Raw genomic sequence first — 23,471 nt, 5'->3', positions numbered from 1 at the left:
TGCTTAAGTGTCGGGGCGCTGCTTGTTGAATGCTGTTTGCATGGCTAAGGTTTACGAACTTTGCGGTGGTGCTGGCGAAGATTGGATGGCGCTTTGATATATGGTTTAAATGTCAATGCTTTGAACTTTTTGTTTTGGGTAGTTGTGCCGAATGTCTTATTCAAAAAAACTTTATAACGATTACCTTGAACTTGCACGGTCGCCCTGCACGCAGACGAATTTTGCCGGCAGCGATATGCGCTATTCAAGTGAGTATGAAGTTCTGGAGTTCGAATTGGGCAAGGCGCAATCGATTCATGGGGGCGTCCAGACCGACTGGCAAAAGGTCCTGGAAATCGGCGAGTACCTGTTGCGTCAACAATCCAAGGATCTGCGGGTCGTCGTCTGGCTGACCTGGGCATTGTATCAACGGGAATCCTTTCCAGGGCTGTTGGCCGGCCTTGGGTTATTGCGCTATCTCTGTGAGCATCATTGGTCTGCGGTCTATCCCGAAAAACCGCGTACTCGTGGCGCAGCCTTCAGTTGGCTGGCGGGGCGCCTCGAGTCCCTCTTCGCGCAAAGCCCGTCGCTGCAGGGCCAGCAGCCCTTGTTCGAATCCGTGCTTGAACATCTGGTGTGTCTCGATGAGTGCTGTGTCGAGCATCTGGAAGATAACGCGCCGCTGTTCCTGCCGATTCGCAGGCAACTGGCCCAGCGGTTGGAGCGTGTTGCGCAAGACGATTCTCCGGTCGCGAGCTTGGGCGATATTGCCGGGCAGGGGCAGGTCAAGCAGGTGACCACCCTGTTGCAGAATGCCGAGGTTGTGGTGGGCTCCGAGAAAGATGCCCACAAGTTGCTGCGCGCCTTACAGGATCAGGCCCGTCCTTTGTGTGCCTGGTGGTTGCGCCAGAACGCCGCTGACCTGCGCGCACTGCGCCTGAATCGGGCGCTGACCTGGCTGACCCTCGTCAGCTACCCGGACGCTGACAGCGAACGGATCACCACCTTGCGCGGGCCTGCACCCGACAAACTCAAGCGTTACCAGGAGCGGCTTGCCCAAGGCCATTACACCGACTTGATGCTCGAACTCGAGGCCAGTCTCGCCAGTGCGCTGTTCTGGTTTGACGGGTTGTACATGGTCTGGCAGTGCCTGGAAGCGCTGCAGGCCGACCTGGCCATGACTGAGTTGGAAGTGAACTTTGCCCTGTTGCTGCAGCGCTTGCCCAACCTGCCCGAGTTTCGTTTTCACGATGGTGCTCCCTTTGCCGATGTCCCCACGCGTAACTGGATCGCGCAGCAGGTTGCCCGTCATCTGCGGTTGCCCGAATCACTGACGGTGGTGGATGCCGATGCCGAGCCTTGGGAGGCGGCCTTGCAGGCGGCACGACTGCGGCTGCGCAAGGACGGGCTCAAGGCGGCCGTCCATGAACTCAAGGAGGGCATGCATGCCGCTCACAGCGATCGTGCCCGTTTTCATTGGCGACTCGCGCAGGCGCGTCTATGTGGGCAGGCGGGCAAACACGAGTTGGCGAAGATCCAGCTCGAACATCTGGACAACGAGCTGCAGCGCAGGGGCCTGGAACACTGGGAGCCGGAGTTGGCCTTGCAAGTGACCCAACTGCTTCATCGTTGCTGTGACTTGTTGCCACAAAACCAGGCCGTGCGCGAGCGTAAGGAAGACACCCATCGCAGGCTATGCCTCTTCGATCTTGAAGCGGTACTTGAATAGGCTTTCGAGCCACTTGGAAAAGGAGAAACACAATGGCCAAAGAAGGTTCGGTAGCGCCCAGGGAACGTATCAATATCACCTTCAAGCCCGCCATCGGTGGTGCGCAGGATGAAGTCGAACTGCCGTTGAAGCTGCTGGTGCTGGGTGACTTCACCCAGCGTGAGGATGTACGCAAGCTTGAAGACCGCAAGCCCATTGCCATCGACAAGAACACCCTTGATGACGTGCTGGCCAAGCAAGCGCTAGGCCTGACGCTGAACGTACCCAATCGCCTGCAGGAGTGTGCTGAGGTCGAGGAGCTGGCCATTGAGGTGCGTATCAATGCCATGAAGGATTTCAATCCCGCGAACCTGGTGGAGCAGATACCCGAATTGCACAAACTGATGGCATTGCGTGAAGCACTCATGGCTCTCAAAGGACCGCTGGGCAATACACCAAGCTTTCGCAAAGCCATTGAGCACGCCCTGGCGGATGACGAGTCCCGCGCCCGGGTATTGGCCGAGTTGGAACTGGGCAACCACACCGCCTGACATTTTCAGTAAAAGGACACTGACCGCATGACCACCCAACAGAATCCGATACCGGAACACACCAGTGAGGATTACAGCATCCTCGACAACATCATTGCCCAGACACTGCTGAGTGCGGATGACGAGGCCTATGCCATCGCCAAGCGGGGTGTCTCGGCGTTTATCGAGGAGTTGATCAAACCACAGAACCACGGCGAGCCCGTCAAGAAGCGCCTGGTCGACCGAATGATTGCCGAGATCGATACGAAGCTCAGCCAGCAAATGGATGAAATTTTGCACCACCCGGAGTTCCAGGCCCTGGAAGCTTCCTGGAAAGGTTTGCAATTGCTGGTCGACCGCACCAATTTTCGTGAAAACATCAAGATCGAACTGTTGAACGTCTCCCGGCAAGACTTGCTGGATGATTTCGAAGACTCACCGGAAATGACTCAATCCGGGTTGTACAAACATGTCTACAGCGCTGAGTACGGTCAATTTGGTGGTCAGCCTGTGGGCGCGATCATTGCCAATTACTTCCTGTCCCCCAGCGCGCCCGATGTGAAACTGATGCAATACGCTTCAAGTGTCGCGTGCATGGCGCACGCGCCTTTTATCGCCGCAGCCGGGCCGGCGTTCTTCGGACTGGAAAGCTTCACGGGACTGCCTGACCTCAAGGATCTCAAGGATCATTTCGAAGGGCCGCAATTTGCCAAATGGCAAAGCTTTCGCCAGAGCGAAGATGCGCGTTATATCGGTCTGACCGTGCCGCGCTTCCTGCTCCGTACGCCCTATGATCCCCTTGAATGCCCTGTCAAGACCTTTGCCTACCAGGAAAACGTGGTGAGCAGCCACGAGCATTACCTGTGGGGCAATACCGCCTATGCCTTCGCCACACGCCTGACCGAAAGCTTCGCGCGGTTCCGCTGGTGCCCGAACATCATCGGTCCGCAAAGCGGAGGGGCCGTGGAAGACTTGCCGTTGCATCACTTCCATAGCATGGGCGAAATCGAGACCAAGATCCCCACCGAAGTGTTGGTGTCCGATCGTCGCGAATACGAACTTGCGCAAGAGGGCTTCATTGCCTTGACGATGCGCAAGGGCAGTGACAATGCCGCGTTTTTTTCCGCCAGTTCGGTGCAGAAGCCCAAACAGTTCGGCATCAGCGCAGAGGGCAAGGACGCCGAGCTGAACTATCGCCTGGGGACCCAGTTGCCCTACATGATGGTGGTCAACAGGCTGGCCCATTACCTGAAGGTATTGCAGCGTGAACAGTTGGGTTCGTGGAAGGAGCGCACAGACCTCGAGCTGGAGCTCAACAAGTGGATTCGCCAGTACGTCGCCGACCAGGAAAACCCCAGTGCCGAAGTGCGTGGGCGGCGTCCGCTGCGAGCGGCCCGCATCGTTGTCAGTGACGTAGATGGCGAGCCTGGCTGGTACCGCGTCAACCTGAGTGTGCGACCGCACTTCAAGTACATGGGGGCGGACTTCACTCTGTCTCTGGTTGGCAAGCTCGACAAAGAATGAAAGAAGGTCAGGGGATGCTCCACAAACATAGCCTTTTCGAGCGCCTCGAACGCCCGGCGGCCGCACATGCCTGTGGCGTGACGTCCATTGCCAGTCACCTGGGGAAAATGCTCAGTATCCGTGCGGGCAGTGTTCAGACATTGCCGGACTACGGCTTGCCCGATCTTAATGATATGAACCAGAGCCTGCATGAGTCATTGAGCCGGTCGCGCTTGTTGATCGAGCGATTCATACGGGCCTACGAGCCACGATTGCAGCAGGTGCAGGTTACTGCATTGCCGCGCGATCACGACCCTCTGGCCCAGGCGTTCTCCATTGAGGCCACGCTGATGGTGGCGGGTGTCAAGCAGCCCGTGGTGTTCGTTGCGCGACTATGCGAGCCCGGACGAGTCGAGGTTTTGCCGGATGTCCTTTAATCGTTATTACCAGAGCGAGCTGAGTGCGTTGCGTCAACTCGGGCGGCGTTTCTCCGAACGTAACCCTGCGCTCGCGCCGTTTCTTGCCGACCCAGGGCAGGACCCGGATGTGGAACGGTTGTTGGAGGGCTTCGCGTTTCTCACCGGTCGCTTGCGCCAGAAACTGGATGATGAGCTGCCTGAGCTGACTCATTCCTTGATGCATTTGCTGTGGCCCAACTACATGCGGCCGATGCCCGCCTTCAGCATCTTGCAGTTTGATCCGTTGAAGCACGTCGGCCCTGGGGTGATGGTCGCGCGGGATACCCCGGTCGAAAGTGCTGCCCTCAAGGGTGAGCGTTGTCGCTTCCGTACCTGTTACGCCACGCAAGTCCTGCCGCTGCAACTGAGCGCTCTGGAATACAGCCTCCAGGGCGAGGTTGCGCTGTTGAGCCTGCACCTGGACATGAGTGTCGAGGGCAACTTCAGTGAATGGACGCTCGATCAACTACGCCTGCACCTGGCGGGTGACCGCTGCATCAGCCAAGGGCTGTACCTGAGCCTGTTGCGTCATCTCGAGGGTATCGAGTTGCTACCTTTGGGCCGCGATGGCTTGCCGGTCAGTGGGGAGGATGGGCAACCCCTCTCGTTGCGATTGGGCGCCGACCGGGTACGCCCGGTGGGATTCAGCGAGGAGCAGGCGTTGATACCGTATCCAATGAATACCTTTCGTGGATATCGTCATTTGCAGGAGTACTTTGCCTTTCCTGACAAGTACCTGTTTGTCGACGTGGTGGGCCTGGATGTACTGCACGGTTTGCCCCATGAGTTGCTCAAGCAGGTGCGTGCGGTGGTGCTGCGTTTCAAACTGCGTAACCCATGGCGTGATCCCCATCACCCCACCCTGGACAACGTGAAGCTGTACTGCACGCCCATCGCCAATTTGTTCAAACATGACGCCGTGCCGATCCGCCTGGACGGCAAGCAGGACGAATACCTGGTGATACCGGGGGAATACTCACGGGAAAACGCCTGTGTATTTTCCGTGGACAGTGTCACGGGTTGGCGCCCCGGCGGGTCGGGATATCGGACCTACGTACCGTTTGAGTCCTTCGAGCATGACAGCGATGACGCACTGTCGGCGGCCTCCGCCAGCTACAGCATTCGCCAACATGCATCGGCACACCACGCGGGCCTCGATACCTGGCTAGGGTTTTCCAACGCTCCGGAGCATGGCCCGGAAACCCTGTCGATCGAGCTGACGTGTACCAATCACGACCTGCCTCGGCTGCTTCAGATCGGGGAGATCAACCAACCTTGCGAGCAGACACCGGAAGGGTTGTCGTTTCGTAATATCTGCATGCCGACCGCGAGCTATTCGCCACCCCTGGAGCAGGACTTTCTCTGGCGGCTCATCAGCAACATGTCGCTCAACTACCTGTCATTGACCGACATCAATGCCTTGAAGGTCATTCTCGAAACCTACGACCTGCCGCGCTACCACGACCGACAGGCGCAGAAAGTCAGTGAGCGAAAGCTTGGCGCATTGCGATCCATCAGGCACTCGGCTGTCGACCGACTGCACCGTGGCTTGCCGTTCAGGGGCTTACGAATCGACCTGACGATTGATCCACAAGGTTTTCTTGGCCAGGGCGAGGTGTTTGTGTTCGCGTCGGTGCTCAACGAATTCTTCGCGCTTTACGCCAGCCTTAATACCTATCACGAATTGCGAGTCATCAGCACACAAGGAGACGTGTACCTATGGCCACCCCGGATGGGCCAGCAGCCCCTGCTTTGACGGCACTGTCCAGCGTCATCCGCGAATACTCGCTGTTCCAGGCGGTTTTGCAGGTGATCAGGCGTTTGCGCGATGCTCATCCGATGCTGGATGACGACGCGCTGTATGACTTGTTGGAGTTTCAGGCCAACCCAGGTCTTGGTTTCCCCGGTCACGATATTGAGCGGGTGGAGTTTTTTGTTGAACACGGTCAATTGCGCGCGCGTCTTTGCCTCAACGTGTTGGGGCTGTGCGGCGCTTGTTCGCCATTGCCGGCGTTTTATGGCGAACAAGCGATTGTTGACGGTGCGGGCGGCAAGGCTACCCGGGACTTCCTCGACCTGTTTCATCATCGGTTACAACGGCTGATGCTGCCGATCTGGCGCAAGTACCGCTACCGGGCGTTTTTTCAGGCTGGCGCCCGGGATGTCTTTTCCGAGCAGATGTTTGCCTTGATCGGGTTGAAGGGCCAGCACCTCCGCGCGACTACCCAATTGAACTGCAAACGGCTATTGCCCTACCTGGGGTTACTCAGCCTGCGAGCCCATTCGGCAGCCTTGATCGAGACGGTGCTGCGTTACTACTTCAAGCACACCCGCTTGTTCGTCGAGCAGTGGGTAGAACGCTCGGTGGTCATTGCCGTCCCCCAGCAAAATCGGCTGGGTGCCACCAACAGTGTGCTCGGTCATGACCAGGTGCTGGGTAGTCGGGTCACTGACCGCAGCGGCAAGTTCAGGGTGCATGTGCAGGGCCTGGGCTGGCAGCGTTTTCATGAGTTTTTACCCACAGGTGGGGACTATCCGTTGCTGTGCGCATTGCTACGGCTGACGGCACGCGACCCTCTGGCCTATGACCTGCGCCTGGTACTGCTCAAGGAGGAAATCAGGCCATTGCACATCGGCGAACACAACGTCTGCCGCCTCGGCTGGACAACTTGGCTGGCGCATGGGTGTGCCGACGGTGTGGTCATTGTGACCAGCAATGCTGATTAGGGATGAATGATTATGATGAATGTGGACCTGCAACAACTTATCCAGACATTGGCTCCCCAGGCGCGCCGAGACCTTGAACGCTCGGCGGAACGTTGCGTGGCACGCGGCGGCAGGGAAGTGTTGGTGGAGGACCTGCTGCTGACCCTGCTGGAATACCCCCACGGCATTCTGGTGCGGGCGTTGGTGGATGCGGGTGTCGAGCCAGGCGAGCTGCAGGCGGCCCTGCATCCCCAAGCTGGCACGAGTGCCTCGCGTAATCCCGTGTTTACCCAGGCTCTGGTGCAATGGCTGCAGCAAGCCCTGATGTTGGCCCGCCTGGAGCTGCGGCAGGCGGACGTTGATCACGGCGCTCTATTACTGGCGCTGTTGCGTCATCCGTTACAACACGCCGGCAGTGGTTATCAGGCGGTACTGAACCGGTTGGATGCACAGCGTGTGTGCAGTTATTTGTTGAGCCTGGCGCCTGAGGTCGACCCTGTGTCGAGCGGCGATGCGTTGCTGGCGCGCTTTACCCATGATTTGACCCGACAGGCCCGGGAAGGCGGTATCGACCCGGTGTTGTGTCGCGATGCCGAAATCCGCCAATTGATCGACATACTTGTGCGCAGGCGCAAGAACAATCCGATCCTGGTTGGCGAAGCCGGGGTGGGTAAAACCGCCGTGGTTGAAGGGCTTGCCCTGCGTATCGCCAGCGCAGAGGTGCCGGAGCCGCTCAAACACGTACAGGTGTTGACCCTGGATATGGGCCTGCTTCAGGCCGGCACGGGTATCAAGGGGGAATTCGAACGGCGCCTCAAAGGCGTGATCGATGAAGTCAACGCCTCACCAACACCGGTGATCCTGTTTATCGACGAGGCTCATACACTGGTGGGCGCGGGCGCCCAGGCAGGTGGGTCCGATGCTGCCAATCTGCTCAAGCCAGCCCTGGCCCGTGGCGAGTTGCGCACCATCGCCGCCACCACTTGGTCGGAATATAAGAAGTACTTCGAAAAAGACCCGGCATTGGCGCGGCGTTTCCAGCCTGTGCAGGTCGGCGAGCCCAGTGTTGAGCAGGCGGTTTCGATCCTGCGCGGCCTGGTTCCGGCGTATGAGCGCAGCCATGGCGTGTATGTGCGGGATGATGCCATTGTCACGGCAGCCCACATGAGCGCGCGCTACCTGGCTGGGCGGCAGTTGCCCGACAAGGCGGTGGATGTGCTGGACACCGCCTGCGCCCGCATGAGAACCAGCTGGGAGACGGCGCCCGAGGCATTGCAACGCCTTTACGCCGAGCAGGCGGAAGGCGCGCGCCAGCGCCAGGCGTTGAATCGCGACAGGGAGGCCGGGTTGCCTGTGGACGAGCAGGCCTTGCACGCGTTGAACCTGCGCCTGGAGACCGTGGAGCGCGAGCGTGAACATCTGGAGCAACACTGGTTGGAACAGCGAGCATCTGCGCAGCAGGTGCTAGCGCTGCGCCAGCAATTGGATGCTGCTCGTGGTGCAGGGCAGAACACTGAGACCCTTGAACATGCCTTGGCCCAACAGCGCCAGGTACTGCACGCGCAACAAAACGGCCAGCCATTGGCCAGCCTCGAGGTTTGTCCAGGTCTGGTGGCACAGGTCGTCAGCGCCTGGACCGGTATTCCTGTCGAACGACTGGCCCTGGAAAGCAGTGAAAGGGTGTTGGGCTTTGCCGACGCATTGCGTTCGCGCATCCTCGGCCAGGAGCACGCAGTGAAGATACTTGAACGCAACTTGCGCGCGGCTGCCACCGGGCTCAATAAGGCGGATGCCCCGGTCGGCGTATTCCTGCTGGTTGGCCCAAGTGGCGTGGGCAAGACCGAGACGGCCCTGGCCCTCGGCGACCTGCTGTACGGCGGGCGGCGTTTTGTCACCACCCTTAACATGTCGGAGTTCCAGGAAAAGCATTCCCTTTCCCGGCTGATTGGCGCTCCACCCGGTTATATCGGTTTTGGCGAGGGCGGCGTGTTGACGGAGGCTGTGCGCCAACGCCCGTATTCGGTCGTGCTGCTGGACGAGGTCGAGAAGGCTGATCCGGAAGTAGTGAACCTGTTCTATCAGATTTTCGACAAGGGACTGGCCAATGACGGGGAAGGTCGGGAAATCGATTTTCGCAACACGCTGATCCTGATGACCTCCAACCTGGGCAGCGAGTGCATCGATCAATTATGCGCAGGCGACCGGCGACCTGCTGAGGAGGTCCTGCACGAAGCCATTCGCCCGTTGCTGCGCAAGCACTTCAAGCCTGCCTTACTGGCGCGAATGCATGTCGTGCCGTATTACCCGATCACGGGCGAGGTTCTGCATGACCTGGCAAGGCTCAAGCTGGACCACTTGGGGCAAAGGTTGCAACTGCGCAAGCTCACCTTCAGCTATACGCCCGAACTGGTTGCGTGCGTCGCCGAGCGTTGCGCTGAGGGTGACAGCGGTGCCCGCTCTATCGATCAATGGATCGACGCACACTTGCTGGCGCAGGTGGCGGATCGGTTGCTGGAGGCCATGGCCGGGGGCGAATCGCTGTCCCGGGTGCATGCCGGCCTGGATGGCAGCGGTTGTCCTGTCTGTGAGGTCAGCCAATGACGGAAAATTCTTTCAACCGGTTGCCCCATCCCTCGGAGTACGCCGACGCGATGCTGAGTTGGTTCACCCGCCTGGGGATCGAAGGTGACGCGACAACCTTGCCGGACCTGTGTGTCGCGGCGGTAGCCCAACTGAGCCAGTGCGAACTCAGCCAATTGTATTGGCGCGACGAGGCGACAGGTCGGCTTGCCCTGATTGCCCAGCATTTGCCAGGCGTGCGGCCACCCGACGAGCTGGCTTCAGGCGCGGATTTCCAACATGAGCAGGTGTTGCAGTATGTGCTCAGTCAGCGCACTGCCTTGAGCCTTGAGCATCTGGAAAACAGCTTCTATGAACGCCAGTTCCTTCCCGCGATGGCGACGCCTTGGCAATCGTTGACGTGCATGCCGTTGTTCGGTCGGCACAGGACTCTCGCGGGCGTGTTGCTGTGCGCCAGCCAGCGTCCGAAACAGTTGGAGCACTACACCCACTCATTGACCCAACTGGGCAGCTTTGCCTTGAGGCAACTTGCACTGATGCAGCGTCTGAGTCCTGCGGTGAGTGTCACGCCACCTACGTGCGGCACGCCGGGCACCTGTGCCACGTTCGGATTGATCGGCAACAGCAAGGCCATGGATGAAACGTGCCGCTTGATCGGCAAGGTGCTGAATACGCCCTACACCGTGCTGCTGCATGGCGAGACCGGTACCGGCAAAGAGGTGGCGGCGCGTGCCATCCATACCGCCGGTCCACGCAGTGGTAAAGCCTTCGTGGTGCAAAATTGTGCAGCCTTTCCCGAAGGGCTGCTGGAAAGCGAACTGTTCGGCTATCGCAAGGGGGCGTTCACGGGGGCTGAACGCAACTACACCGGTTTGTTCGACACCGCTCACGGCGGCACATTGCTACTCGACGAAATCGGCGATATGCCGTTGTCGTTGCAGGCCAAGTTATTGCGGGTTTTGCAGGAAGGCGAGATTCGCCCATTGGGTGCCAGTACGGCCCATAAGGTCGATGTACGCATTATCGCTGCGACGCACCGTGATCTCCCTGCGATGGTGGCCCAAGGCAGCTTTCGCGAGGACCTGTATTACCGGCTCGCGCAGTTCCCCATTGAGTTACCGGCCTTGCGTGAGCGTGATGGCGATGCGTTGCTGTTGGCTCGGCATTTTGCGCAAAAGGCCTGCGCTGCGCTGGGTCGCGTATCGGTGGGCTGGTCAAGTGCGGCGTTGGATCAACTGTCCAGCCATGGCTTCCCTGGCAATGTGCGAGAACTCAAATGCCTCGTGGAGCGCGCGGTACTGCTCTGTGACGACGGTGTGATCCTGCCGGCGCACCTGTCCCTGTCATCGGCACCCGCCAACGATGCTGTCGATGCAACGTTGCGTCAACGCCTGGAGCGAGTGGAGCGGGTGTTCCTGATTGATTGCCTGCACAAGAACCGTGGCAATCGTACCCGTACCGCGCGGGAGTTGGGCGTCGCACGCCGCACGCTGCTCTACCGTCTGGCGCGCTTGAAGATTCCGGTTGGCGATGCCCGAGAGGAATGCTGAATAGCGTATGCGTGGACACCTTACTTTCATGGGAGATTCCTGATGCCTCTTCGTCCGTGGCAAGCCGTGGCGCTTGTGCTGTGTTTGCTGGGTGGCTGTAACGCCAATTATGTCTTTGACGATGCTGACTACCGTCCACTGGGTGACCCCCAGGCGAGCCGTCGTGGTCATTGAACAGGGGAGCCTTGCCATGCAATTAGTGCTTGAAGTGTGTTCCGCCAGTGGCGAGCCGCCAGCCCGCAAAACCTTTGATGGCGTCGGCGGTGTGATCGGCCGTGGGACTGCGTGTGACTGGGTCATCCCCGACACCGCGCGCTTGATTTCCAGCCACCATGGCTTGGTCAGTTTTCGCGACGGCCATTACTTTTTGACGGATATCAGCAGCAACGGTATTGGCGTATCCGGCAGCCTGGAGCGCTTGCGCAAGGGGCACGCGCGGCAGATCAGTGATGCAGACGTATACCAACTGGGGGCGTTGGAAATTCGTGCTCGACTGGTCGAGCATCAACGACCGCCGCTGGGGCGGAGCGAGGTGATTCCAGACGATGCTTTCCTGGGGCTCGACCCGATTCAGGCGCTGGATCGCGAACAACGACGCGGCGAGTCATCGCAAGAGCTGGAGGCATTGAACACGTTGACGGAGTCGACCGCCCAGGCATTCTGTCCGGGAACCGTGGACCAGGACCACCTGGTCGTACCGCAATGGGCTGAGCCTGTCAGTGACGTAGCACCTGCACAGCCTGTTACGGCTGCATCCGCAGTCCCTGAGACGTTCTGGGCGCAGTTCGGCGAGGTGTTGGGCATGGAGGTGGGGGCGCTCGATACGCCGGCCCGCGAGGCCCTTGCGATCAAGGTGGCCGGGTTGTTCAGGCAAGCCATCGAAGGTTTGCAGCAAAGCCTGCGAACTCGCGACGAGCTGAGCAGTGAGGTGCATCTGGATTGGACCTCCCCGGCGCTTATGCGGCAGAACCCCTTGGTGGATTGTCCAGACGCCCAGGCGGCCTTGACGGCGCTGTTGGGGGGCGGTGAGTGGGGGCGTCTGCCGCCCGAACGGGCGGTAGCCCACGCCTGCCGGGACTTGCAGATTCATCAGCTGGCCTTGGTGGTGGCCTGCCGTGCCGTCGTTCGCAGCGCGCTGGCGGCCTTTGCTCCAGGTCATCTGCTGCTGTGCTTCGAGCGCGAGGACAAGCCGCCCAGGCTCCTCACCGATGGCGCTCATTGGCGGGCGTACCAGCGCTATTACCGACGGCTGACCGACGAGGCGTCGTGGGGCGATCAATTATTACGCAACGACTTCTGCAAAGCCTACGAAGAGCAGGTGCGCCTGGTCTCCAGCCTGCATGCGGCTTACCCGGGATGACGTTCATGTATCTAACCACCGTTGCATCAACACTGCTGGCACTGGGCATGTTGGCCGGCTGCAGCAGCGTTTCACCCTTTTCGACCTTGACCAAGCTGGACCTGGCGTTGATGGCCAGTGACGAGGTCAACCCCGACCTTCATGGTCGTCCTTCACCTGTGGTGGTGCATTTGCTTGAACTGCGGCACCCCGTGGCATTCGAGAATGCCGACTTTTTCAGCCTCTATGGGCGGGCCGAGCAGACCCTGCCCAAGGACTGGGTCAGCAGCGAAGAGCTGGAGCTGCGGCCCGGTGAGCGGTTGGTGCTCAAGCTCAGTATCGAGCCGCAAAGCCGCTATGTCGGCGTACTGGCGGCCTATCGCGACCTGCCCAATGTGCAATGGCGACTGGTGCTGCCTGTTGCCCCCCAGCAACGGACACGGGCCCGAATAATGCTGGACCAGAGCGGTATTCGTATTGCCGCCCCGCAAACCGACCGGGCGGAGGATTGAGATGCACATCCATAACGTTATCTGGCAGGAAGGCATGTTGCTGCGGCCCCAGCACTTGCAGCACAACGACCGCTACTACCATCAGCAGCTCAACCGTACGCGCTTGCTGGGCTGCGACGCCTGGGGGTTCCTGACCCTGGACATCGATGTGCAGTACCTCAACCTGGGCAAGGTGGTCGTCAACCAGGCCAGCGGCATATTGCCGGACGGCAGCCTGTTCGAGCTCAATGGCGCGATGGAACCTCTGGTATTGCAAGTGCCTGCCAACGTCGGCCGGCAAGCCGTGTACCTGGCGTTGCCGCTGGTCACCGACAATCAGATTGAAGTGCGCAGGCCGGAGCAACACGAAATCCTGGCGCGCTATGTTGCCTGTGAAATGGAGATCGGGGACTCCAATGCCGGTGTCGATGCCCGTTGCCAGATCAGCTGTGCGCGTCCGGATCTGCGCCTGATGCTGGGGGAGCATTCCGGTGAGCCGTTCCACGTGAAGCTGCAGGTCGCTCAGGTGCTGGACTGCACCCGTGAAGGCGGCGTGCGACTGGATATCGATTTTGTGCCGACGTTCATTTTTTTGCAGGGCTCCGGGTATGTGTCGTCGTGCGTCAAGGAGGTCATCAGTCTGCTGGCCAGCCGTGGAGATGCGATTGCCGCGCGCATCCAGGGTAACGGCGCGTCGGCCGGGGCGCAGGTTGGCGACCTCCTGATGCTGCAACTGATCAACCGCGCTGAATTGATGTTGCGCCACTTTTTGAGCCAGGCCCAGGTGCGCCCGGAGGCGTTGTATCGCGAGCTGCTGTCGATCCTTGGTGAATTGGCCACGTTCGCCACCGACAGCAAGCGCGCCCAATTGGAGGTGCGTTACCAGCATGGTGATCAAGGTGCGAGCTTTCGCGAATTGATGGAGCACCTGCGCGCAGTGTTGTCGCGGGTACTGGAGCAGCATGCCATCGAGTTGACGCTGCAACCACGTCAGTACGGTGTGCTGGTATGCCCGGTGAGTGACCTCAAATTGCTGGGGACGGCGACGTTCATCCTGGCGGCAACCGCCCAGTGTGATTCGGAAACGCTGCGTCATCGGCTGCCGGCGCATCTCAAGATTGGCCCGGTGGAGCGCATCCGCGAGTTGGTCAACCTGCACCTCACCGGTATCAGGATCAAACCGTTGCCGGTAGCGCCGCGACAGATTCCGTTCCACGCGGGCAAGACCTATTTCATGCTCGAACTCAGCGCCCCGGATATCGCGCAGTTGGAGCAGTCAGGTGGATTCGCCTTGCATGCCAGCGGCGAGTTTACCGAGCTGGAACTCAACTTCTGGGCTATCAGGAACTGAACCCCATGATGATGGACAGTGAATACCCGCAGGACGAGAAAACCGTCTTGCTTGACCGCGAGGGACGCGGTCCGGCGCAGGGGGCGGTGACGGACTTCCCATCGCCGCCGCGCTTCGAGCAGTTGGAGGACAGGATGATCTATACCGCCCGGCTGCACAGCGCGCAGAGTGTGAATGTGGGCCCCAACACCCTGGTGGCAGCGGCTTGGGAATTGTTGTCGCAGGTGGTGCAGCTCAAGGGCAGCTCCGGCCGTGAGAGCCTGCAGACCCTCAACGACCGGTTGTCTTCGGGCATCACGACGTTTGAAGCGCACGCCCTGCACCTGGGGGGCGAGGAAGGTCAGGTGATGTCTGCGCGCTATGTGCTGTGCAGCTTCATTGACGAGGCGGTGGTCACCACCGCGTGGGGCGGTTGCAGCGACTGGTCCAGGTCCAGCCTGTTGAGTCGCTTTCACAACGAAACCTTTGGCGGCGAGAAGTTTTTCCTGCTGCTGGAGCGATTGTCCCGCGACCCCGTCAAGCACGTGGCCATGCTGGAGCTGATGTACCTGTGCCTGTCGCTGGGGTTCGAAGGCCAATACCGCGTAATGGAGCGGGGAGGCGCTCAGCTTGAAGGGGTACGCGACGCGCTGTACCGGCAGATCAGGCATGTGCGGGGAGATCGGCTCTCGATGGCCGCGCCATCGCAGGCAGGGAACGTCCGCGCCGTGCCGGTGCGCATGCTCTGTGCCAAGTGGCTCATGGCTGTCGGGCTGGCCTGTTTGCTGGTGATGTACTCAGGGTTTGCCTGGGTGCTGGGCACGGAGCGCATGACGGTGCTGCAACCTTTTCAATCGTTGGCGTCGGACCAGGCTCGGACGCCCTTGTAACGCTGGGAGCAATGAATGAACGCATTCTTCAAGGGCGCGGGCACGGTGCTGCGCAAGATTTGGTTATGGAGCCTGTTGCTGGTGCTGTCCAGCGCGTTGCTGGTGTGGTTTTTCGGGCCCTTGCTGGCGGTGGATGACTATCGGTTCTGGCAAGGCGCGACGGCTCGCTTGCTGACCATCTGTGGCCTGTTCCTGCTGTGGGGCCTGTCGATGGTGGTGGTTGGCGCGCGCCGCGCCGCACGGCTCAACCAGCCGGAACACCAGGCGCATCATCAGCACCTGGGGCTGATCCACGATGAGCAGAGGCAGGTACGCGGGCGATTCAAGGAGGCGCTGCAGACCCTGAAAACCTCCCGCCGCTACGGTGATCGCAGTGAGCGTTGGCGAAATACGCTGCCCTGGTACCTGTTGATCGGCCATCAAGGCAGTGGCAAGACCCATCTGCTGGCCGCCAATGGATTGCAGTTTCCACTCGATCGGGCCGAGTCGCCAACCCCGGGAACAACGGCCTACTGCGACTGGTACTTCGCCGATGACGCCGTGCTGCTGGAGACTGCCGGGCGCTACCTGGACCAGCCTGACCGTACGGTGGATGCGGCGGGATGGTCGACGCTGCTCGGTCTGCTCAGGTCGCGCCGCCGGGCTCGCCCGCTCAACGGTGTTGTAGTGACGTTGTCGGTGGACACGCTTTGGGGGGGCAATGAGCACGACCTGGAACTCCATGCGCGTCATGTCCATACCCGCTTGCAGGACATCCAGCAGACGCTGCATGTAGATGTGCCGGTTTATCTGGTGTTGACCCGGGCCGACCGTTTGCCAGGGTTCGCCGAGTTCTTTGATGCGCAGCAGGGCGACGGCACGGAAGACATATTGGGCGGGTACCTGGTGGCGGGCAAGACCGGAACTGACATTGCTCAGGTGCGCGAGGCCTTCGAGGCGCTGCTGCAGCGCCTGGGGGCGGAGCTGATCCCACGCTTGCATCAGGAGCGCAGCGGCGAGCGCCGCGGTCGTATGCTGGATTTTCCTCGGCAGGTCGCACGCCTGGGCGACCGCTTGGGCCTGTTTGTCGAGACGGCGTTTTCCGCCCCGCGCTATCAGCGCATCAATGGCCTGCGAGGGTTCTACCTGACGTGTGCGAACGTGGGCGATACGCGCTCGCGGTTTGTCCAGGGCTTGTTCCGCCGGGTGATTTTCGCCGAGGCCGATCTTGCCGGGCTGCATACCCCCGAGCGGCGGCGCCTGCATCGACGCCAAGGGGGGCTGGCGCTGGCCACGGCGCTGGTCATCGGTATGGCGGGGTGGTTATGGGCGCACAGTTATTCGTTCAATCATCAGCGTCTGGTGCAGTTGCAGGCGCTGAACATGCCTGCGCCTGCTCAACCTGATGCGGACGAGAGCCGGGTATTGCTGGCGCTGCTGGACAGTCGTCTGGCAGCGACACGGGTGTTTCCACCCGTCACCGAGGTCCGCTGGGTCGATCGAGCCGGCTTGTATCAAGGGCAGGTGAGTCGTCCGTTATTGACTGATGCCTATGACGAGAGCTTGCGCCATCAGTTGCTGCCGCACGTGGCAACCCTGCTCGAAGAACAGGTGCAGGCCAGCCTTGGCGAGCGCGAGCGGTTGCTGGACAGCTTGCGGGCGTACCTGATGCTCAACCTGCGCGAACGGCGTGATAACGCGTGGTTGGCGGAGTACATGGCAGGCCATTGGTCTGCCCGTTATGCGGGGGATACCTCGATGCAGAAGCGTTTGAACGAACACCTCGGGCGGTTGCTGGAGCAACCGTTCGCAGCCCCGTTGAACGATGCACTGGTGGCCCAGGCCCGCCAGGCATTACGCGGCGAGTCGCTGGCAGAGGTGGTCTACCGCGCGCTGCGCGAACAAGCCCGCAGCCTGGAGCCTCTGCGACTGGCCGATGGCGGCGTGTTCGCCAACCTTGAACCGCCCATACCCGGCTTCTACACCAAAAGGTACCAGCAGTATTTCGAAAAGCAGGGCCCTGCGCTGGTCAATGCCATTGCCCAGGATAACTGGGTGCTTGGGGAAGGTACCGACCTCAGCGCCGTGGATATGCGCCGGTTGCTGCAGGCCCTGGAACAGCGTTATTTGAGTGAGTACGCCGATGCCTGGAGTCACGCTCTCGGTCGTGTCCGCCTGCAGGAAAATGACAGTCTGCGGCACAGCGCCGAACAGTTGGCGAGCCTGATATCCGCCCAGTCGGCGTTGGTACGCCTGTTGCAGCAGGTTCGCGAAAACACTCGGCTGTTACCGGCCCATGATCGGGTCGAGGCGCTGAGCCAGCAGGCCGGCGAGTTAAGTGCCGCGGTGTCCGGTGCGTTGGTCAAACCGTTGCAGGGCCAACTACTGCCTGACACGGCCCGGCGTGCGTTGCAGCGCCGCTTCGAACCGCTGCACCAGCTACTCGATGAAGAGCAGAACCCGGGGGCTGAATTGACACAGGCATTTCGGCTGCTCGACGAATTACACCTGCAATTGTCGTCGCTGAGCCGGGAGAGTTCCCCGGAGCAGGCAGCGTTCACCTTGGTCAAGCAGCGCATGGAAGGGCAGCAGCCTCTTCTGGCCAACCTGCGTAATGCCGCCGCACGCTTGCCGCTGCCGCTCAAGGGCTGGCTCGAAGACATTGCCGACCACGTCTGGCGTCATCTGCTCGATGGCACCTATGTCTACGTGAACCAGCGTTACCAAAGCGAGCTCTATGGTTTTTACGCCAAGGCCATCCAGCGTCGCTACCCGTTCAATGCGCATGCCACCAGTGACGTTGCCCTGGGCGATTTCCAGGCATTTTTCAAACCCCGAGGTGCTATGGCGCGCTTTTATGAAACGTACCTGCGGCCTTTTGTCAGCGTTGATGGCAACCGGTATCGACTGCGGGGCCTGGACGGTCGCAGCGTGCCGATATCGCGCTCGCTGTTGGACCAACTGGCCAGGGCCCAGATGATTCGGCAAGGTTTTTTCACCGAGGAGCAGGGGGAGTGGGCCGTTCGATTCACCTTGGCGCCCTACAGTCTCGATCAAGCCGTCAGCCGGGCGATCCTGCGGGTGGGTGACCAACAACTGGAATACCGTCATGGGCCGATTGTGCCTATGGCCTTCCACTGGCCAGGCGAGGCGCCTGGCAGTCGCAGCAGCCTGGTGCTGGAACGGGGTACGGAGCGACCGCTGGGGATCGAAAAAAACAGTGGCGAGTGGTCGTTGTTCCGCTTCTTCGACCTGTTGCAGAGTGAGCCGGCAAATGGCAGGGATGCGCACATTCTCAAGGCCGATCTGGCCGGCCTGCGCGCCAATTACCTGCTGACCAGCCAGCGCAACCCGAGCCCGTTCCAGATGGCGGCATGGCGCACCTTCCGCCTGCCGGAGCAACTGTGAACCCGGCGCACACCTGGCGAAGCGCCGGGCGCACGGTTCAAGGCAAGTTGCGTTCGCGCAACGAGGACGCGTTCCTCGATTGCCCACAGCGTGGGTGTTGGGCGGTCGCCGATGGAATGGGGGGCCACCAGGCCGGGGATGTGGCCAGTCAATGGGTAATCAGCAGTCTTGCCGCGCTGCCAGATCAGGGCAGTTTTGATCAGCGTGTCGAGGCAGTCCGGCGCTGCCTGCGCGGGCTCGACAGCCAACTGGGGCAGGCGCCGATTGCGCCGGCCGACGGCCTGGCAGGCATCATGGGCAGTACCGTGGTTGCACTGTTGCTCGAAGACCAGCGTGCGGCCTGCATTTGGGTGGGCGACAGCCGTTGCTACCTGTGGCGCGGGCAGCGGCTGTACCAGCTGTCCCGTGACCATACCGTGTTGCAGCAACTGATGGATACGCGGCAGTTGAGCCTGGAACAAGCCCAGGTCTATCCGGGCGCCAGGGCCTTGACCCGTGCGATCGGCGCCCGACAGGCGCTGAGCCTGGAGGTACTGGAACTCAGTACCCAGCCTGGGGATGTATTTTTGTTGTGCAGCGACGGCCTGTACCAGGGGCTCAGCCTTGGCGAACTGGGCAGCGCCATGAGCGTAGGCACGCCATGGCGGGTGGTGGATCGATTGTTCAGCGACGTGTTGCGTGGGCCGGCGCGGGATGACCTTACGGCCGTCGTGATCCAGCCATGAGCGAGGAGGCACGCCCGCCGAACTTGCTTGCCGGGCGCTATCAGCTTGAGCGCAAGCTGGGCACAGGCGGCATGGGGGTGGTCTATCGCGCCCGGGACCTGCTGCATGAGGCGTTCGGTGAGCCCGCCTCCAGCGTGGCCCTGAAACGCTTGGACGAAACATTTTCCGCGTGCCCTGACGCCCATGTGCTGCTGTACAGCGAGTTCGCCCTCACACGCCGCTTGCGGCATGACCATGTGGTGCGGGTGTTTTCCTTCGAAGTCGACACGCTGCACCAGGTGGCATTCTTCACCATGGAGTTGCTGCACGGCATGACCCTGGATCGGCTGCTGATGGAGTGTCCACAAGGAGTGCCCTGGCAGGAGCTGCAGCCCATCGCCTTGCAACTGCTGGACGCGCTGGCGTACACCCACCAGCAGGGCATTCTCCATGGCGATGTGAAGCCTGCCAATATCATGATGGGTGAGCAGGGACTGCGTTTGTTCGATTTCGGCCTGGGCCGGTCGAAAATGCAGCAGACAGCCGGGCTGCCGGGCTTGAACCGCAGCCGTTTGAACGCCTGGACGCCCGCGTATGCAGCGCCGGAACTGATGTCGGGTGGGGGCTTGTCAGCCGGCGCCGATTTGTATGGCGCGGCCTGCGTGATCTATGAGTTGGCCCAGGGCCAGCGCCTGGGCGAGCGCCAGCCCGATCGACCACTGCCGCGGCCGCGCCGATTGCCCAGGCATTGCTGGTCGGCGCTGCACTCAGCGTTGGCCATGGATCCGCAGCGGCGCAGCGTTTCCGTCGCCGAGTTGCGCGAGGCGCTGGATGGCAGGCGGCACTGGTACCTGCCGTTGCGGGTTCAGCCGGGCAAGTCATGCAATTGACAGTACTCGGCCCAGCTCAGGCCGGCCATCTGCGCCACTTCCTTGTGCACTTCAAGACGCTGGGCCTCAAAGGCTTCGCGGGAGTCCGCAGTCAGCTTGAGGGTCAATTCCCAGGCAAACAGGCCCTGGCGCTCGGCTTCAGCCTCGAAGGCTTCATGCAGGCGTTCATCGCGGTACTGTGCGAGGGTTTCGCCCTTGGCTTGGGCGGCAAGCGGGTTAAGGGTGTTGAGTTCAAGGGCCACGCCCGGATGTTCGCTCAGGAATCTATCCAGGGCGCGTTGGTGGTTATCGCCAGGTGGTGTCAAAGGTTAACTCCTGAAAGGGAACGGTATCGGGGCCTTCGGCATGTTCTCGGCGTCGGGGCGCCAATCGTCCACAAGGGCCTAAATTGATTTGGAATAATGACCGGTAGTGTGGCAAAAGTCTTTCGCTCACGGCATCAGGGCGTGTAGCGTTACAGGGGTTTTGGGCCTGCCCCTGGGGGCAGAGAGCGATGGGCAGAGGGATGGGGCATGGCGCAAACGCTATTCAAACTTTTCCTTACTCAGCGCCTGGCGGCTTTGGCCAGCACCGAGTCGTTGCGTGCCATCCGTGAAGGGCTGCTGTGGATCCTGCCGTGCCTGCTGGTGTCGGCAGGGTTTCTGATCCTGTCCGAATGCGCCCGAGTGCTGGGCTTCGACCCACAGGTAGTGACATTCCTGGCCGGGTTGCACAACCAGATCAGCTCAGTGATCCCGCTGCTGGTTGCCGCCTCCATCGGTTACATGCTGGCTATCCAGCACCGCCTGCCACAGTTGCCGGTGGCATTCCTGTGCCTGGCTCATGTGGTGGTGGCGACGTTCATACTGCGCGAATACCCCCGAGCCTCGGCGACGTTCGTGCTGTTCATTGCTATCGCCTCGCCGTTGCTCAATGTGCCGGCCATTGCCTGGCTGCACCGTTTCCGTTGGACCCGCCTGGTCAACGAGGACCTGGTGGGGCACAACCTCAGGGGCACGATCAATATGGTGGTGCCAGGCCTCATCACGGCCCTGTTGCTGGTGGTGGTGCTGTCCTCGCTGTTGCAGGTTCCGTCTGTGGCGCAGCTCCAGGGGCCTCAGGTGCTGGATGCTCTGGAGTCGCCCTATGGCAGCGGTTTGTTCGTGACCCTGATGAACTCATTGCTGTGGTTTTTCGGGATCCACGGCGTCTACGCCATGCAACCACTGTTTGATGTGCTGGACCAGGCCGTGGTGCTCAATAACGCGGCGTCGGCGGCGGGCGAGCCGATCAGGTATGTGTTGAACAGCGGCCTGCTGGGCAGCTTTGCTTTTATCGGCGGCTCGGGCGGTGCGTTGTGCCTGCTGCTGGCGATCCTGCTGTTTTCCAAGAGCCAGTCCATGCGTCTGCTGGCGGTGGCGAGTTTGCCGCTCTCGCTGTTCAACGTCAGCGAGGTGCTGCTGTTCGGCTTGCCGATCATTCTCAACCCGCGCTTGTTCATACCGTTTCTGTTAGTGCCCGCCGTCAACGCCATGGTGGCGTTGACGGTGGTGCAGATGGGGTGGGTGTCGCCGGCGGTAGCCAGTGTACCGTTCACTGCGCCGGTACTGCTTAATGCCTACCTCAGTACCCACGGCGACCTGGCGGCGGTAGCGCTGCAACTGGCGTTATTGGGCTTGGGCACGCTGGTGTACGCACCCTATGTGCGCGCGATTCATCGCCAGGCTGCCGAAGGTGGCACGGTGTACCTCAAGTCTCTGGATATGACCTTCCGCGGCTTGGAAGAAAAAGGCCGACTGCGCGAACTGGACCCGGTCCTGGCCTCCCACAAGACCGTGGCGCGCCAGGCCAATGAACTGAGCCGCATCCAGCAGATCAGCGATTATGAGTTCTATCTTGAATACCAGCCGCAGGTCTCGACCCGCACCGGCCTGTGTACGGGCTGCGAAGCGCTGATGCGCGCCCGCGATGCGCAGGGCACGGTGCATTCACCGTGGGAGTTCCTGCAGTGGCTGGCCCAGGCTCGGTTAATGCCGGACGTGGATGTGTGGGTGGCATCCCAGGCGATTCGCCAGTACCAGAAATGGCAGAAGCTCGGCTTTGCTCTGCCGATGACCATCAATATCTCCAGCGCCACCCTGACCGACGCCGCCTACGGCGAACGCCTGGTGGAGATCCTCGCCCAGGCCCATGGTCAGGTGTCGGTGGAGATCACCGAAGACGCGCTGGTCAGTGACATCCCGGCCACGCGGCAGAATATCCAGAAATTGCAGGCCATCGGCGCCAAGGTCTACATCGATGATTTCGGCACCGGGTTTTCGGCCTTGAGTTACCTGCACCAGTTCCCGGTGGACTTCATCAAGATCGATCGCAGTTTCGTGGTGGCGCAGCACGATCCCAAGGGCGCCCAGGTCCTGACTGGCATGCTGCGTTTCTGCGAAGCGCTGAACCTGGGCGTGGTGGTGGAGGGCGTGGAGACCGCCGAGCAGTTGGCCTTCTTGAACACCGGCGTCGAGCTGATCATTCAGGGCTGGTATTTCAGCAAGGCGCTGCCGGGCGATCAGTTGGAAGGCTTTGTGCGCGAGCGTGCGGCGATGGCGCAGGTCTAGTAGCCGCGCTGGGTCTGTTCGATCTCCTCGACCAAGCTATCGATACCCGTCAGGCGTGCACGGTTGTCGTGATCCCAGGGGTGAAAGCCGGGTTTGAAGTAGTGCAGCCACGGCCGCAGCATGCGTGGGAAAACGCCCTTGGGACCATAAAGAAATTTCAACATGCGCCAGAAGCCTTTGAGGTGCCCACCCGCCTTGCGGTCGGCAATCAATAGGCGTACATGAAAATCCAGCACCACCAGCCAAAAAAACACTGTGGTGGTGAGCATGGCGCCCGTGCGCAGCAGGTAGCGTTTGGGCCCAGGCTCGATCACCGTATTCCACACATCAAATGCCACGGCTTTGTGTTCGGTTTCTTCCAAGGCGTGCCAATACCACATCTGTTGGTAACCCTTGAGCGAATCGCCAAAGCGTGACGGATCGCTCAGCAGGATCTCCGCGAGCATCGCCGTGTAGTGCTCAAGGGCAATGGTGATCGCCAGGTTGAACGACGGCGCGAAGTGTTTCTTCTGCAGATCGAGGATGAACTTCAGCCGACGGTCCAGGGTGTGCGCCGGAAGTCCGGCTGCTTGCATCAGGTCGTTGTAGGCCACATGTTCGCGGCTGTGCATGGCCTCCTGGCCGATAAATCCCTGGATCTGTTTCTTTAGCTCCGGGTCGTCGATGCGTTGGCGGTAGTGGCGCACGCTGTCCATGAAAAACAGCTCGCCCTGGGGGAACAGCAGCGACAAGGCATTGAAGAAATGCGTGATGAACGGACCCTGTTCGTGCCAGTCGGTGATGCGCTCGGCGGGCAGGGCAAAATGGAGGTCGCGGCGGATCGGCAACATAATTCGTG

General features: G+C 60.8%; 19 protein-coding genes. 17 read left to right on the top strand and 2 right to left on the bottom strand.

Features of this window, described 5'->3' with window-relative positions; genetic code table 11:
• Positions 1-151: 151 nt before the first annotated feature.
• Genes tssA through ACHPFG_RS18000 form a run of 16 tightly spaced genes read left to right on the top strand, consistent with a single transcriptional unit; the run spans position 152 to position 20,045 of the window.
• Positions 152-1,708, top strand: coding sequence for a type VI secretion system protein TssA (gene tssA, locus ACHPFG_RS18075; protein WP_431700040.1), 1,557 nt, complete (start codon positions 152-154; stop codon positions 1,706-1,708).
• A 32-nt stretch (positions 1,709-1,740) separates the two neighbouring features.
• The gene (gene tssB, locus ACHPFG_RS18070) at positions 1,741-2,238 is read left to right on the top strand and encodes a type VI secretion system contractile sheath small subunit (RefSeq protein WP_431700039.1); all 498 of its coding nucleotides are present in this window, start codon (positions 1,741-1,743) and stop codon (positions 2,236-2,238) included.
• Positions 2,239-2,265: 27 nt separating this feature from the next.
• Positions 2,266-3,741 carry a type VI secretion system contractile sheath large subunit gene (gene tssC / locus ACHPFG_RS18065; RefSeq protein WP_131699307.1) on the top strand — a complete coding sequence of 492 codons (1,476 nt, stop codon included), beginning with the start codon at positions 2,266-2,268 and terminating at the stop codon, positions 3,739-3,741.
• A 14-nt stretch (positions 3,742-3,755) separates the two neighbouring features.
• Entirely contained in the window at positions 3,756-4,157 is a 402-nt protein-coding gene (tssE, locus tag ACHPFG_RS18060; RefSeq protein ID WP_431700038.1) for a type VI secretion system baseplate subunit TssE, read from the top strand.
• Complete coding sequence (gene tssF / locus ACHPFG_RS18055; RefSeq protein WP_431700037.1) at positions 4,147-5,934, top strand: type VI secretion system baseplate subunit TssF; 1,788 nt, start codon at positions 4,147-4,149, stop codon at positions 5,932-5,934. The genes tssE and tssF overlap by 11 nt, the downstream gene beginning before the upstream one ends.
• Positions 5,898-6,905, top strand: coding sequence for a type VI secretion system baseplate subunit TssG (gene tssG / locus ACHPFG_RS18050; protein ID WP_167655814.1), 1,008 nt, complete (start codon positions 5,898-5,900; stop codon positions 6,903-6,905). Before tssF ends, tssG begins: the two co-directional genes overlap by 37 nt.
• A 12-nt stretch (positions 6,906-6,917) precedes the next feature.
• The gene (tssH, locus tag ACHPFG_RS18045) at positions 6,918-9,485 is read left to right on the top strand and encodes a type VI secretion system ATPase TssH (RefSeq protein WP_431700036.1); all 2,568 of its coding nucleotides are present in this window, start codon (positions 6,918-6,920) and stop codon (positions 9,483-9,485) included.
• On the top strand, positions 9,482-11,014 hold the full coding sequence (locus ACHPFG_RS18040; RefSeq protein ID WP_431700035.1) for a sigma-54 interaction domain-containing protein: 1,533 nt from the start codon (positions 9,482-9,484) through the stop codon (positions 11,012-11,014). Before tssH ends, ACHPFG_RS18040 begins: the two co-directional genes overlap by 4 nt.
• A gap of 42 nt (positions 11,015-11,056) precedes the next feature.
• Positions 11,057-11,188 (top strand): type VI secretion protein, encoded by a 132-nt coding sequence (locus ACHPFG_RS18035; RefSeq protein WP_083236517.1) that lies wholly within the window; start codon positions 11,057-11,059, stop codon positions 11,186-11,188.
• A 16-nt stretch (positions 11,189-11,204) separates the two neighbouring features.
• Complete coding sequence (gene tagH / locus ACHPFG_RS18030; RefSeq protein WP_431700034.1) at positions 11,205-12,374, top strand: type VI secretion system-associated FHA domain protein TagH; 1,170 nt, start codon at positions 11,205-11,207, stop codon at positions 12,372-12,374.
• A 5-nt stretch (positions 12,375-12,379) separates the two neighbouring features.
• Positions 12,380-12,865 (top strand): type VI secretion system lipoprotein TssJ, encoded by a 486-nt coding sequence (gene tssJ / locus ACHPFG_RS18025; protein WP_431700033.1) that lies wholly within the window; start codon positions 12,380-12,382, stop codon positions 12,863-12,865.
• A 1-nt stretch (position 12,866) separates the two neighbouring features.
• Complete coding sequence (tssK, locus tag ACHPFG_RS18020) at positions 12,867-14,195, top strand: type VI secretion system baseplate subunit TssK (protein WP_431700032.1); 1,329 nt, start codon at positions 12,867-12,869, stop codon at positions 14,193-14,195.
• Between the two features lie 5 nt (positions 14,196-14,200).
• Positions 14,201-15,064 (top strand): type IVB secretion system protein IcmH/DotU, encoded by an 864-nt coding sequence (gene icmH, locus ACHPFG_RS18015; protein ID WP_431700031.1) that lies wholly within the window; start codon positions 14,201-14,203, stop codon positions 15,062-15,064.
• Between the two features lie 15 nt (positions 15,065-15,079).
• Positions 15,080-18,451 carry a type VI secretion system membrane subunit TssM gene (gene tssM / locus ACHPFG_RS18010; RefSeq protein ID WP_431700030.1) on the top strand — a complete coding sequence of 1,124 codons (3,372 nt, stop codon included), beginning with the start codon at positions 15,080-15,082 and terminating at the stop codon, positions 18,449-18,451.
• Positions 18,448-19,176 carry a PP2C family protein-serine/threonine phosphatase gene (locus ACHPFG_RS18005; protein WP_431700029.1) on the top strand — a complete coding sequence of 243 codons (729 nt, stop codon included), beginning with the start codon at positions 18,448-18,450 and terminating at the stop codon, positions 19,174-19,176. Before tssM ends, ACHPFG_RS18005 begins: the two co-directional genes overlap by 4 nt.
• Positions 19,173-20,045, top strand: coding sequence for a serine/threonine-protein kinase (locus tag ACHPFG_RS18000; RefSeq protein WP_431700028.1), 873 nt, complete (start codon positions 19,173-19,175; stop codon positions 20,043-20,045). Before ACHPFG_RS18005 ends, ACHPFG_RS18000 begins: the two co-directional genes overlap by 4 nt.
• Here ACHPFG_RS18000 and ACHPFG_RS17995 read toward each other — a convergent pair.
• Positions 20,021-20,350, bottom strand: a complete 330-nt coding sequence (locus ACHPFG_RS17995; protein ID WP_131699320.1) for a DUF6388 family protein — start codon at positions 20,348-20,350, stop codon at positions 20,021-20,023. The two genes, ACHPFG_RS18000 and ACHPFG_RS17995, sit on opposite strands and share 25 nt — an antisense overlap.
• Positions 20,351-20,557: 207 nt before the next feature.
• Between ACHPFG_RS17995 and ACHPFG_RS17990 the strand changes: the two genes are divergently transcribed.
• Positions 20,558-22,633 carry an EAL domain-containing protein gene (locus ACHPFG_RS17990; RefSeq protein ID WP_431700027.1) on the top strand — a complete coding sequence of 692 codons (2,076 nt, stop codon included), beginning with the start codon at positions 20,558-20,560 and terminating at the stop codon, positions 22,631-22,633.
• Here the strand turns inward: ACHPFG_RS17990 and ACHPFG_RS17985 are convergent.
• Positions 22,630-23,463, bottom strand: a complete 834-nt coding sequence (locus ACHPFG_RS17985) for a metal-dependent hydrolase (RefSeq protein WP_131699322.1) — start codon at positions 23,461-23,463, stop codon at positions 22,630-22,632. The genes ACHPFG_RS17990 and ACHPFG_RS17985 overlap by 4 nt on opposite strands.
• Positions 23,464-23,471 lie beyond the last annotated feature (8 nt).

The organism is Pseudomonas sp. BR20 (assembly GCF_050780135.1).
Taxonomy (GTDB): Bacteria; Pseudomonadota; Gammaproteobacteria; order Pseudomonadales; family Pseudomonadaceae; genus Aquipseudomonas.
This window is presented reverse-complemented; position numbering and strand designations above follow the sequence as displayed.

Excerpts from the sequence above, each read along its gene's own strand:
- tssA (WP_431700040.1), top strand. The coding sequence starts at position 152 with ATGTCTTATTCAAAAAAACTTTATAACGATTACCTTGAACTTGCACGG.
- tssB (WP_431700039.1), top strand. The coding sequence starts at position 1,741 with ATGGCCAAAGAAGGTTCGGTAGCGCCCAGGGAACGTATCAATATCACC.
- tssC (WP_131699307.1), top strand. The coding sequence starts at position 2,266 with ATGACCACCCAACAGAATCCGATACCGGAACACACCAGTGAGGATTAC.
- tssE (WP_431700038.1), top strand. The coding sequence starts at position 3,756 with ATGCTCCACAAACATAGCCTTTTCGAGCGCCTCGAACGCCCGGCGGCC.
- tssF (WP_431700037.1), top strand. The coding sequence starts at position 4,147 with ATGTCCTTTAATCGTTATTACCAGAGCGAGCTGAGTGCGTTGCGTCAA.
- tssG (WP_167655814.1), top strand. The coding sequence starts at position 5,898 with ATGGCCACCCCGGATGGGCCAGCAGCCCCTGCTTTGACGGCACTGTCC.
- tssH (WP_431700036.1), top strand. The coding sequence starts at position 6,918 with ATGATGAATGTGGACCTGCAACAACTTATCCAGACATTGGCTCCCCAG.
- ACHPFG_RS18040 (WP_431700035.1), top strand. The coding sequence starts at position 9,482 with ATGACGGAAAATTCTTTCAACCGGTTGCCCCATCCCTCGGAGTACGCC.
- ACHPFG_RS18035 (WP_083236517.1), top strand. The coding sequence starts at position 11,057 with ATGCCTCTTCGTCCGTGGCAAGCCGTGGCGCTTGTGCTGTGTTTGCTG.
- tagH (WP_431700034.1), top strand. The coding sequence starts at position 11,205 with ATGCAATTAGTGCTTGAAGTGTGTTCCGCCAGTGGCGAGCCGCCAGCC.
- tssJ (WP_431700033.1), top strand. The coding sequence starts at position 12,380 with ATGTATCTAACCACCGTTGCATCAACACTGCTGGCACTGGGCATGTTG.
- tssK (WP_431700032.1), top strand. The coding sequence starts at position 12,867 with ATGCACATCCATAACGTTATCTGGCAGGAAGGCATGTTGCTGCGGCCC.
- icmH (WP_431700031.1), top strand. The coding sequence starts at position 14,201 with ATGATGATGGACAGTGAATACCCGCAGGACGAGAAAACCGTCTTGCTT.
- tssM (WP_431700030.1), top strand. The coding sequence starts at position 15,080 with ATGAACGCATTCTTCAAGGGCGCGGGCACGGTGCTGCGCAAGATTTGG.
- ACHPFG_RS18000 (WP_431700028.1), top strand. The coding sequence starts at position 19,173 with ATGAGCGAGGAGGCACGCCCGCCGAACTTGCTTGCCGGGCGCTATCAG.
- ACHPFG_RS17990 (WP_431700027.1), top strand. The coding sequence starts at position 20,558 with ATGGCGCAAACGCTATTCAAACTTTTCCTTACTCAGCGCCTGGCGGCT.
- ACHPFG_RS17985 (WP_131699322.1), bottom strand. The coding sequence starts at position 23,463 with ATGTTGCCGATCCGCCGCGACCTCCATTTTGCCCTGCCCGCCGAGCGC.